This is a genomic window from Thermodesulfobium sp. 4217-1 (genome assembly GCF_039822205.1).
Classification (GTDB): domain Bacteria; phylum Thermodesulfobiota; class Thermodesulfobiia; order Thermodesulfobiales; family Thermodesulfobiaceae; genus Thermodesulfobium.
On the sequence record NZ_JBAGBW010000014.1, the window covers coordinates 11466 to 23642 of the forward strand.

At 37.6% G+C, this 12177-nt stretch carries 11 protein-coding genes; all 11 read left to right on the forward strand.

From position 1 onward, the window contains the following. The first annotated feature begins 2 nt into the window (after positions 1–2). Positions 3–1325 (forward strand): aminomethyl-transferring glycine dehydrogenase subunit GcvPA, encoded by a 1323-nt coding sequence (gene gcvPA / locus V4762_RS06385; RefSeq protein ID WP_347314953.1) that lies wholly within the window; start codon positions 3–5, stop codon positions 1323–1325. Beyond that, on the forward strand, positions 1322–2770 hold the full coding sequence (gene gcvPB, locus V4762_RS06390) for an aminomethyl-transferring glycine dehydrogenase subunit GcvPB (protein ID WP_347314954.1): 1449 nt from the start codon (positions 1322–1324) through the stop codon (positions 2768–2770). Before gcvPA ends, gcvPB begins: the two co-directional genes overlap by 4 nt. Before the next feature lie 69 nt (positions 2771–2839). Next, positions 2840–3628, forward strand: a complete 789-nt coding sequence (locus tag V4762_RS06395) for a lipoate--protein ligase family protein (RefSeq protein WP_347314955.1) — start codon at positions 2840–2842, stop codon at positions 3626–3628. Continuing rightward, positions 3594–4475, forward strand: coding sequence for a lipoyl synthase (gene lipA / locus V4762_RS06400; protein WP_347314987.1), 882 nt, complete (start codon positions 3594–3596; stop codon positions 4473–4475). Before V4762_RS06395 ends, lipA begins: the two co-directional genes overlap by 35 nt. After that, positions 4459–5817 (forward strand): dihydrolipoyl dehydrogenase, encoded by a 1359-nt coding sequence (gene lpdA, locus V4762_RS06405; RefSeq protein WP_347314956.1) that lies wholly within the window; start codon positions 4459–4461, stop codon positions 5815–5817. Before lipA ends, lpdA begins: the two co-directional genes overlap by 17 nt. A 239-nt stretch (positions 5818–6056) precedes the next feature. Further along, positions 6057–9050, forward strand: a complete 2994-nt coding sequence (fdnG, locus tag V4762_RS06410; protein ID WP_347314957.1) for a formate dehydrogenase-N subunit alpha — start codon at positions 6057–6059, stop codon at positions 9048–9050. A gap of 1 nt (position 9051) precedes the next feature. Continuing rightward, positions 9052–9831 (forward strand): 4Fe-4S dicluster domain-containing protein, encoded by a 780-nt coding sequence (locus V4762_RS06415; protein ID WP_347314958.1) that lies wholly within the window; start codon positions 9052–9054, stop codon positions 9829–9831. After that, positions 9831–10481 carry a formate dehydrogenase subunit gamma gene (locus tag V4762_RS06420; RefSeq protein WP_347314959.1) on the forward strand — a complete coding sequence of 217 codons (651 nt, stop codon included), beginning with the start codon at positions 9831–9833 and terminating at the stop codon, positions 10479–10481. Before V4762_RS06415 ends, V4762_RS06420 begins: the two co-directional genes overlap by 1 nt. A gap of 180 nt (positions 10482–10661) precedes the next feature. Further along, positions 10662–10895 (forward strand): type II toxin-antitoxin system HicB family antitoxin, encoded by a 234-nt coding sequence (locus tag V4762_RS06425; RefSeq protein WP_347314960.1) that lies wholly within the window; start codon positions 10662–10664, stop codon positions 10893–10895. Beyond that, positions 10888–11112, forward strand: coding sequence for a type II toxin-antitoxin system HicA family toxin (locus tag V4762_RS06430; protein ID WP_347314961.1), 225 nt, complete (start codon positions 10888–10890; stop codon positions 11110–11112). Before V4762_RS06425 ends, V4762_RS06430 begins: the two co-directional genes overlap by 8 nt. A gap of 175 nt (positions 11113–11287) precedes the next feature. Then, the gene (locus tag V4762_RS06435; protein WP_347314962.1) at positions 11288–12073 is read left to right on the forward strand and encodes a formate dehydrogenase accessory protein FdhE; all 786 of its coding nucleotides are present in this window, start codon (positions 11288–11290) and stop codon (positions 12071–12073) included. Positions 12074–12177: the final 104 nt, after the last annotated feature.

Sequence of the window (12177 nt, forward strand, 5' to 3'; positions counted from 1 at the left end):
AAATGAATTTTTGTCCGCATACGCCAGAGGATATAAAGGAAATGTGCTCTGCTTGTAATATAAGCGATCCAGATGATCTATTTAAAGGTCTGCCTGTAGAAGATATAGATTTTAAGAAATTGAATAAGGGCATCTCTGAATTTGAGGGATATAACAATATTTTAGATCTGGCCAAGAAAAATAATTTATTGTCATATCATTTTATAGGGGGAGGTCTCTACGATCACATAATTCCAAGCGTAGTTGATTTTACCACATCGAGATCTGAATTTTATACCGCATATACTCCCTACCAGCCAGAGTGTTCTCAAGGAACCTTGCAAGCATTGTTTGAATATCAGACTGCTATATGCAATCTGACCGATCTAGATGTAACAAATGCTTCGCTTTACGATGGCGGTAGCGCTCTTGCCGAGGCTGTTTTGATGTCTCTTAGGATTACCAAGAGAGAAAAAATAGTTATGGACAAAAGCGTTAATCCTATATATAGAAATATAGTTAAGACATATTTAAAGTTCTTGCCTTACGAGCTAATCGAGGTTGAGACCAATGGGATTGAGCCTGATTTTGAAAAGATAAAGTCTTTGCTTGATTCAGATGCAGCATGTTTTGTCTTTCAAAATCCAACTTTTTATGGTAGTGTGCACGACTGGACTGATTTGATAAGCGTTGCACACGAAAAGGGAGTATTGGCGATAGCTTCTGTTTACCCAATTTCTTTAGGAATTGTAAAAACTCCTGGTCAGATGGGGGTAGACATAGCTACTGGTGATGGGCAGTCATTGGGTAATCCACTTTCCTTTGGCGGACCATATTTTGGCTTTCTGGTTACGAAAAAGGCATATATTAGAAATATGCCTGGTAGGATTGTGGGCGAAACAGTAGATAGGAACAATAAGAGGGCTTTCGTCCTTACATTACAAGCAAGAGAGCAGCACATAAAAAGACATCGTGCAACTTCAAACATATGCTCAAATGAAGGACTTTGTGCTTTGAGGGCTTTGGTTTATCTGTGCTCTCTTGGGAAAAGCGGTCTTAAGGAATTGTCTTTGCTAAACTTCAGCAAGAGTGAATATATGAAAGAAAAGCTGTCTAAGCTTGGCTTGAAGATAAAAAACAATGGCACTACTTTTAACGAATTTGTAGTTGAATTTAAGAAGCCTGCAAAAGATATTTTTTCAGATCTTTTATCAAAGAATATTGCTTTTGGGATACCTCTTTATATTTTCGGAGGCTCTGAAAATGATATTTTAATCAACGTAACTGAAAAGATGTCAAAGGAAAAGATAGATAATGTATGTTCTATTTTGGAGGCCATACTATGAAATTAATATTTGAGGAATCGAAATGCGGTAGAAAGTCATTTAATCTGCCCGAATCAGACGTAAGCTTAAAAAATTTCCCAGTTGAATTGTCGCGCTCAGATGTGGATCTGCCAGAGATTTCAGAACTTGATTTGGTAAGACATTTTGTTAATTTATCCAGATTAAACTTTTCTGTAGATACGCAGTTCTATCCATTGGGATCTTGCACAATGAAATACAATCCAAAAATATTGGAAAAGGCTTCAAGCACGCCTGAATTTTCAAATCTGCATCCTTATTTGTCTATTTTGCCAGAGTGCATTGATAGGTGTAATGGTGCCCTTGAGATAATTTCTGATTTTCAAGATATGCTGTGCGAGATAACTGGAATGGATTGCGCTACTGTAAACCCAATGGCTGGTGCTCATGGCGAATTAACTGGCATTATGATTATTTCCAGCTATCATAAGTCAAAAAATTCTAAGAGAACCAAGGTTATTGTCCCTGATTCTTCACATGGGACGAACCCTGCGAGCGCATCTATGGTGGGCTATGAGGTGGTTACCATACCATCAAATAGCGAAGGCGAGATGGACGTAAACGAGCTAAAAAAGCATCTTGATACCGATGTGGCAGCTGTAATGATGACGTGTCCGAATACGCTGGGCCTATTTGAGAAAAATATAAAGCAGATTTCCGACATGGCGCATTCGGTAGGCGCTTTAATGTACTATGACGGTGCAAATCTTAATGCAATTATGGGTAAGGTAAGACCTGGCGACCTTGGGTTTGACGTAATACACGTGAACGTTCATAAAACTTTTGGTACCCCTCATGGCGGCGGAGGTCCTGGGGCTGGCCCTGTGGGAGTAAAGAAGTTTCTTGAAGACTTTCTCCCTATACCAAGGGTAAAAAGAGATAATGGCTCTTTGGTAGTAATATCTAGCTCAGACAAGTCTATTGGTCACGTTTCGTCATTTTTCGGAAATTTTGCTGTGGTGCTGAGGGCATATCTGTATATTAAGCTCCTTGGTCATGATGGAATAAAATATTCTGCTGAAATGGCAGTACTGAACGCAAATTATGTAATGAATAAGCTTAAAAAATATCTAAAGCTTCCCTATGATAGATCTTGTATGCATGAGTGCGTATTCTCTCTTTCTGAAATGGCAAAAGTTGGAGCAAGCGCATTGGATTTCGCAAAATATCTTATAGATATGGACTTTCATCCGCCTACGATATATTTTCCATTGATAGTAAAAGAGGCCTTTATGATAGAGCCAACCGAAACAGAATCAAAAGAAACTCTGGATAAATTTGTCGATACTATTATTGACGCAGTAAAATTAACCGAACAAAATGCTGAGGTTTTTAAAGAATTCCCCAAAACAACTATCATTTCAAGGCCTGATGAGACGAAGGCTGCCAGAGATTTAGTAGTTAAATATGAAAAAGTAGTTGGTTAATAAATTTTGTGAGACATAATGTCGTGGGTGTTTTAAAAAATATTATTATTAAGAAAGAAGGGGCTTGGGTTGTCTAATAAGAGCTTTAGGTTTATAGTTTCGTCGCCATTAAGCGGTGATTACAATATGGCTATTGACGAGGCTTTGTATCTAACCTTTCTAAAGAAAAGAGAACCTGTAATAAGATTTTATTTTTGGAGTCCCTCAGTGCTTTCTGTGGGTAGATTTCAGAAAATATCTGATATTAACAAGGTCTTCTTATCTAAAGAAGAAGGATCTTTCGTTAGAAGACTAACCGGGGGGAATGCTCTATATCATCATGAGGAAATTTCATATTCTATAGTTTGTTCCCAGGAGCATTTAGGCAACCTATCTGTAATTGATTCTTATAAAAAGTTGACTTCTTTCGTTTTAGACTTTTATAATTCTTTAAATTTAAATGCAAAATGGGCTTGCGAGTGTGAGGATAAAAGGTCAAGCGAAAACCCAATATTGTGTTATCAGGGAAAAGAAAAATACGATATTGTAATAGATGGACAAAAAGTTGGCGGCAATGCTCAGAAGCGCTCTCATGACGTGATATTTCAACACGGATCTATTCCTATAAAAAGTAGAAAAAACCTTTCTAAATTGTACGAAAGCGGTAAGTCACTTCAGGATTGGATCGGTGACATCTCTTATGAGAACACTGTTAAAGGGCTTGCGTCTTCGTTTAGCAAAGAGATGAAGGCAGAGCTAAATTTTTGTGAACCAACAAAAAACGAGATTAAACTCTCCTCCCTCCTAAGGGAGAAAAAATATTTATCTGAAAGCTGGAATTGTGATGGTATTGAAAAAGAAACCTATTTGGCTTCATAATAAGGTTTGTCAAAAAACAGAAAACTATACAAGATCTTTGCTAAAAGATTTAGATTTGCACACGGTGTGCGAAGAGGCAAGGTGCCCAAATATTTCTGAGTGTTTTGGAAAGGGGCATGCGACCTTCTTAATTATGGGCGATGTGTGCACAAGAGCGTGCGAATTTTGTAATGTTAAAAAGGCTAAGTCTGGAAATTTGCTAAATCCTTTGGATCCTGGTGAGCCTGAAAGGATATCTCAGGCAGTTCAGAGAATGAATCTCTCTCATGTGGTTATCACTTCACCCACGAGAGACGATGTCTTTGACGGTGGGGCGTTGCACTTTGCAAACACTATAAAAGAGATTAGAAATTCTATGCCAGATACTACAATTGAAGTATTGGTGCCCGACTTTAAGGCTGATATAGATTCTATAAAAACAGTATTGGATTCAGAACCTGAGATCTTTGGTCACAACGTAGAAACAGTTCCAAGGCTTTATTCTATAAGGAAGGGCGCATCGTTCGAGAGGTCCTTAAGCGTTTTAGAAATTGCAAAAAAGATGTCGCCAAATATGTATACAAAAACCGGAATAATGCTTGGCCTGGGAGAAACATTTGATGAATTGAAAGAAGTTTTTGATAAACTTATTAAAATCAAATGCGACTTTCTTAGTATGGGACAATATCTTCAACCAGGGCTGAACAATATAGAGGTCTCTGAATACGTTCATCCCGACAAATTTCAAGAAATAAAAGATATTGCAAAAGAATTTGGGTTTAAACATGTTGAAAGTGCCCCTTATGTGAGAAGCTCTTACAACGCGCAAAAATATTTATCTTATGAGGAGTATGATGGTGGAAAATAAATTTGATGTTATTGTACTTGGCGCAGGTCCAGCTGGGTATGAGTGCGCGCTCTATCTGGGCGAAAGAGGCAAAAGAGTATGTCTTGTAGATAAATCCGAGGAACATATTGGCGGGACGTGTCTGAATGAAGGATGTATTCCAGTAAAGTCATTGGTTGAAAGTGCCCATTTAATTCAGAGAATGAAAGAATACAAGGGCGTTTTCGATATAAATTTTAATGTCGAATATGCTAATGCAGTAAAACTCTTAGATGAACAAAAGTCTCAGTTAAGACAGGGAGTAATCTCAAGGCTGAAAAAGTCAAAGATTGATATGGTTTTTGGTAAAGGGACATTGATTGGCAAAAATGCCGTAAGAGTAGGAGATGCTGATTATTTTGCTGATAATATAGTCTTATCAACTGGCTCATATCCAAAGAGCCTTCCAGGTCTGGTGATTGATGAGAAGAAGATTATTTCAAGCAGCGGTCTCTTAAGGCTGAAATGCCTGCCAAAGGATATCCTTATCGTAGGCGGGGGTTATGTGGGCTGTGAATTTGCATCCTTACTAAATTATTTGGGATCAAACGTAACAATTGTCGAGTTTTTGCCAAAAATAATGGGTTTTGAAGACGAAGAGGTTTCGCGCACCCTTCTTAGAGAATTTAAAAAGAGAAATATTTCTGTGAATACCAATTCAGAGATTGTGGATGTCCAAAATAAAGATGAAAAGATTTCGGTTAGTTTTAAAAACAGACAAAATGATTCTGTTAAAGACGTTTCAGTAGATCTGATCCTGGTCTCAGTTGGAAGGGGAGCTAACACAAAGGATCTGAATTTGGAAGTAGTTAGCGCAAAAACTGAAAGAGATTTCATAGTTGTAGAGAAAGACTTTAGCATAAACAACAGCTGCGTATATGCCGTGGGAGATATAATAAAAACTCCTATGCTTGCTAATGTGGCTACAAGAGAGGGCATATTTGTAGCAAGGGGGATAACTGGAGAACCAAGAAATTTAAACTATGATCTTTTGCCAAGGGTTGTATTTACCGATCCTGGTGTAGGGTGCATTGGGTTTACCGAAGAGGATCTAAAGTCAAAGGGCATTTCTTACAAGACTTACAAGGCATTTTTCAAGGGCAATGGAAAGGCCCTTATTATGGGTCAAAATTCAGGGTTTTTTAAAGCCCTTACTTCTGAAGATGGAGCGATACTGGGTGCTATGTTCATTGGTCCTATGGCCTATGAGTTAATTCATATTGTCGCAGTTGCGATGAAAAGCAGCATAAGCATTGCTGAGCTTAATGACATAATATATGGTCATCCTACTCTTTCTGAGATAATCTTTAACGCAGTTTTGTAAATATTTTCAGTAAATTTATTTTTGGTAGAAATTTCTTACCCGTGGGGGGGGGAGATTTTTAAATTTATAAATAATATTTAGTTTGCTATAAGTATGTTTTATCTATTCTATATGTTTTATTTATTCTTTAAGGTGTAAAATAAATATATATTTTTTAACTAATTTAACATAGAAATGCTATCTATTCTTGTTTTCTTTATTTTATTATTATATATGCCTCAAAAAAGGGAGTGAATTGAATGGGGAACATTAAAAGGAGGGACTTCTTAAAACTTACATTTGCAGGTGCTGCGGCAATGGTTATGGACGGCAATATTGCTGTGCCTGCAAGGGCTTCTGTAAAGCCCTTTAAGTTAAAAGATACTAAAGTAAGTCCTTCAGTATGTATTTATTGCGGTGTTGGCTGCGGACTATTGGTTTATGCGAAAGACGGCAAGGTAGTAAACATCGAGGGAGATCCTGATAATCCTAACAACGAAGGCGGACTTTGCGCAAAGGGTGCTACCTCATACAACGTTTATGTCAATCCTCTGAGATTGAAAAAGCCTATGTATAGGGCGCCAGGTTCTGACAAATGGGAAGAAAAAAGTTGGGATTGGACTATCAACGAAGTTGCAAAGAGGATTCTGAAAACAAGAAATGAAACCTTTGTAAAAGAAGTTGGTGGTGTTCCTGTAAATAGAACTGATGGACTTGTTCAGCTGGGCGGGGCATCTCACGATACTGATGAATGCTATCTGCTGTCTAAGTTTGCAAGGTCTCTTGGGATAGTCTATCTCGAACACCAGGCTCGTATATGACACTCTTCCACAGTGGCCAGTTTAGGCCCTAGTTTTGGAAGAGGTGCAATGACAAATCCACTAACCGATGTAAGAAATTCAGATGTTATTATGATTTGTGGTGGGAATCCTGCCGAGAATCACCCTGCTATTGCAAGATATATAAATATGTGTAAAGATTCTGGCGGGACTGTAATCTCTGTAGATCCAAGGTTTACGAGAACTTCTTCGCTATCTGACATATATTCGCCGATAAGGCCAGGCACTGACATAGTGTTTTTTGGCGGTTTAATTAATTACATTATCCAAAACAAAAAGTATCAAGAAGTTTATATGAAAAACTACACAAATGCTTCTTGGTTATTAAAGCCTGAATATGAATTTAAGGACGGACATTTTTCTGGATGGGATGAAGCAAAGAGAATGTACAATTATGCAAGCTGGGGATTCCAAACGGGGCCAGATAAAAAGGTTTTGAAAGATATGACCCTTCAGGACCCAAATTGTGTGTTTCAAAGGCTTGCAGAGCATTATTCTCGATATACGCCTGAAGTTGTAGAAAATGTAGCTGGAATGAAGAAGGAAAACTTCTTGAAAATTGCTGAGGTTTATGCTTCTACTGGAGCACCAGAAAAATCAGGTTGTTTGATATATGCTATGGGTCTAACTCAACATACTATCGGCACACAAAATATTAGGGCTTTTTGTATGATTCAGCTCTTGCTTGGAAATATGGGTATGGCTGGTGGCGGAGTAAACGCTATGAGAGGCGAGGCAAACGTTCAGGGGTCTACTGATATGGGTCTTTTGTTCCATACTTTGCCAGGTTATCTGCCAGCACCAAACGACAAATTGCATCCTAATCTTCAGGAATTTATTAAAAAATCTATCGCACCTGATAGTTACTGGGTTAACGCTCCGAAGTTTATTGTAAGCATGCTAAAGGCATGGTATGGAGATGCAGCCACAAAGGAAAACAATTTCGGATATGACTGGGTGCCAAAGTGGTCAAGGCCAGCTTCCTGGATGCACATATGGGACAACCTATATAAAAATGAAGGAATTAAGGGCATGATGATCTGGGGACAAAACCCCCTGGTATCGAGTCCATTTGCTGATAAAACCGGTAAGGCGCTCGAAAACCTTGAATGGCTGATGCAAGCAGATTTATTTGAGACTGAAACAGCTAATTTCTGGAGAAGGCCTCATGCCGATACGAAAAATATTAAGACAGAAGTATTTTTGCTGCCTGTGGCATCAATGGTAGAGAAAGACGGCTCAGCTACCAATACTTCCAGGTGGCTTCAGATGAGATATAAGTCAGTAGAGCCACTTTATGAATGCAGAGAAGATTCTGTAATAATGCACGACTTAATTCATAAAATAAAAGATCTGGTAAAGGCTGATCCGTCTACGCCAAGTCCAGAATCAATACTGAACTTAACATGGGATTACGGTGGACACAACCATAGTGCGGATGAGGTATTTAAAGAAATTAATGGCTTTGAGGTGGCAACGAAAAAACAAGTTCCAGGTTTTGCTGCGCTAAAAGATGATGGTTCTACTACAAGCGGTTGCTGGATATATTCTGGGATGTTTCCTCCTGCAGGAAATCTTGCTAAGAGGAGGAAACCAGAAAAAACTGGACTGGGACTCAATCCTGAATGGGGTTGGGCATGGCCTGTAAATAGAAGAATTCTTTACAATAGAGCTGGATGTGACCTGGAAGGCAATCCTTGGAATCCTGAAAAATATGTTATAAAGTGGGATGCTGGGCAGAAGAAGTGGCTGGGGCGAGATGTTCCTGACTTCTTACCTACAAAAGCTCCGTCAGACGCCGGAGGAACGCTGCCATTTATCATGCTTACTGGCGGACAGGGAAGAATATTTGTTCCTGGCGGTATAGTGAAAGATGGCCCTGTCCCTGAACACTATGAGCCAATTGAGTCGCCAGTTGCAAATAAAGTAAATCCTGTACAGAACAATCCAATTGCTGTGATATTTAAGTCAAACATAGACAAGTATGCCCCACTCAACGATCCAAAATTCCCATATATTTGTACTACATATAGGGTTGCAGAACATTATCAATCGGGTGCAATCACAAGAAAAATACCTATAACCGTAGAAGCTATGCCACAAGTTTTCGCTGAGATCGATCCTGAACTTGCAAAAGAGCTTAACATAAAAGATGGTGACAATGTCGAATTGGAATCCATAAGGGGCAAGGTTAAAGCTAAGGCATGTGTCACTACCAGGGTCCAGCCGATGACAATCAATGGCAAGAAATATCATGTAGTTGGTATTCCATGGAACTGGGGTTTTGTCGGTATAGATCCTGATAGCGGTAAAGACGAATCATTTGCTGCAAATCTTGTAACAGAGAATGTAGGGGATCCTACAAGCCTTATTCCAGAATCCAAAGCTTTGATGATTAACTTGAGGAGGGCCTAAAATGGAAAGAGTGGCCTATATGTACGATTCTTCTAAGTGTATGGGTTGTAGGGGGTGCCAGAGTATTTGTAAGGAATGGAACGATCAAAAAACCGATCCTACAACTTTTAATGGGGTATATACCAATCCTCCCAGTCTAAATCCTGATACCAGGATGATTATAAAATTTTATGACACATTTACTCCTGATCCAAATTTTAACTTTTTAAAATATCAGTGTTTCCATTGCGGAGATCCTGCATGTGTAAAGGCATGTCCAAGCGGAGCTCTTTTTCAGGCAGAAAACGGCATAGTAGCATTTGATGAAAACAAGTGTATAGCATGTGGATACTGTCATAGTGCCTGTCCATTTGGGATTCCGCAAATTGGAAAAGTGATAAACAAATGCGATATGTGTTATTCAAGGGTTATGGAGGGTTCTGAATCTGATAAAACTTCTACACCTGCCTGTGTAAAGAGCTGCCCTGCGGGCGCACTTACTTTTGGGAAAAGAAATGATTTGGTTGAGCAAGGCAAGAAAAAGGTTGAAATTTTGAAAAATAAAGGCTACACAGAAGCAAATCTTTATGGAGAAAATATTCTTGGGGGATTAGGAGTTCTGGCTATACTAAAGTATTCTCCTGAAAAATATGGTCTTCCAAAGGAACCTACATTTCCTAATGATATTGGTTTGTGGAAAGGCATATTACATCCTTTAGGAGTAATAATGTTAGGAGGCGCAGCTGGTTTTGTCGTGCTTCATAGAGCGCTTAACCTGGGGAAAAAGGGAGGTGATCAATAATGGCTGTAGAAAAGATTGAAAAACATAAGAAAAATACGAGGATATTTCACTGGTTGCACTTAATAACATTTATAGTAATGCTCTGGACTGGAATTTCTTTGTTTTATCCTTGGACCAATGTACTAGGTATGACTTTTGGCAGTCTTAGAAATGCAGCATTTATTCACAAATATCTTGGGTGGTTTTATGTGGTTCTTCCGATAATTTATGTTTCCTGGAACTTCAAGCTATTTTCAAACTTTTTCAAAACTATTAGCACATTTACGCCCGAAGACAAGAAATGGTTATCTGTACTGGGTGGTTATTTGCATCCCATAATAAAGACTGATGAAGTTCCTCCACAAGGCAAATACAATGCGGGGCAAAAACTCTTGGGTTGGATAATAATTGTTTTTTCAATTTTACTGGGCATTACAGGGTTGGTTATGTTTTATTATGCGCTATTCCCTGGTTTATTGGTTCGAACGGCTATAATAGTTCACGTATTTTGTGGCACATTTTTAGGGGCTGCTGTGATTGTGCACTTTTACCTTGCTGCGGTTAATCCTACATCAAACAAAGAGTTGGGGACTATGCTTGGCAGTGGTATGATAGAGGAAGATTATGTAAAACATCACAATGCGCTATGGTATGAAGATCTAAAAAAGTAGACAGTTTCTAATGATACAATAGATTTATAAAGTATATTTAATATTGTTTTAATTTGAGTGCAAGGTCTTATTTGGCTTTGCACTCAAAAATTGTAAATCTTTATTAAAGAGAATTTGATATGAATATATTGATAATTTTAAATCGACGGGTTTTTGTATATATGATAAAGGAGGAGAATTATGAGGGTTTTAAATTATCGTATATTTCTGAGAAGGGAGCCTGAAGGTGGTTACACGGTAACAGTTCCGTCGTTGCCAGGCTGTGTAACTTATGGTGATACATTAGACAATGCGGTGTTGATGGCAAAGGAGGCAATTGAGCTTTATATAGAAACCCTTGATTCTCATGGCGAAGATATACCGTTGGAAGATAACATATTTGAGACTACAGTCGCTGTAGAATCTAATGCCTAAACTGCCTTCATTAACTTCTCAGAAGGTGATATATATTCTTCAAAAAAAAGGATTTATACTTGAGAGAACAAAGGGGAGTCATCATATCTATATAAATTTAGAAACTAAAAGAATGGTAGTTGTGCCGTTTCATAAAAAAGACCTGCTAAATGGGACGCTTCTTGAGATATTAAAACAGTCAGGTATAAGCAAAGAAGAACTAGAAAAATTGATTTAGAGATATTAAATTGATTTATTTAAATTATTTCTGTAATTAATTTAAATAAATTTTAAGCTATATTTGATTATGATAAAATAGATTTATAAAGTATATTTAATAATTGTTTTAATTTGAGTGCAAGGTCTTAATTGGCTTTGCACTCAAAAATTGTAAATCTTTATTGGAGGTATATATGAATTTAACAAAATATGTAGAAAAGTACCCAATATTAGAATCTGTTGCTGGGTTTTGGGAAAACTATTTTTCTTGTAGAGATAAGTTGTTATCTAAACTACCTGATTTTATTTCATTAGATAGCATTAAAGTTGAAGAATTTAAAAAAGCCTTTGATGAAGGCAGACCGTATTTAGATTTATTTAAGCTAAAGATATATAAGAAGGATCTAAATTTTTTGGCAAAAGTTGTAAAAGATGATTTTGGCATAAAAGAAAAGGTAAAGTTTGATGAAAAGGATTTACCGATATTTGACAAATTAATTTTATCTGAGGATGAAATAGGCTTTGTAAAGCTAATCGTTTATTCTTCAATTTATTCATATATTGGCGAGATAATAATGAAAAACTTTAGTCTTGCAAAGTGGTATGAGCCTATTTGCCCTGTTTGCGGTTCAAGAGCTGGCATGGGATTTATAGAGGGGGATGGAAAGAAGAGCCTGGTATGCTCTACTTGTTATACCAGGTGGGGACACAGGAGGACAGCTTGCCCTGTATGTGCTGATGAAGAACAAAAGTCAATGAGATATTTTAGCGTAGATGAGCTTCCTGGGTGGAGAGTAGAGGTTTGCGAGGCTTGTGGGATGTATTTAAAGGTTTTGGATTTAAGAGAAAAAAATGAGGATACGCCCCTTTATCCTTTGCTTTATCTTTCGAGCTGGGATCTGGACATTTCAGTGAAGGACTTAAATTTCAGACCATCCTGGTTCAAGATATTTTATGCTGCATCCTGGCTTAATAAATAATACTTATTCTTGTTTAAGATAAGAATATTTTATAAGAAATTTTTTTAAATTAACAATTTCAAGAATATAATTTAAATTTGCAAATAAAATATTATTTAGGATAA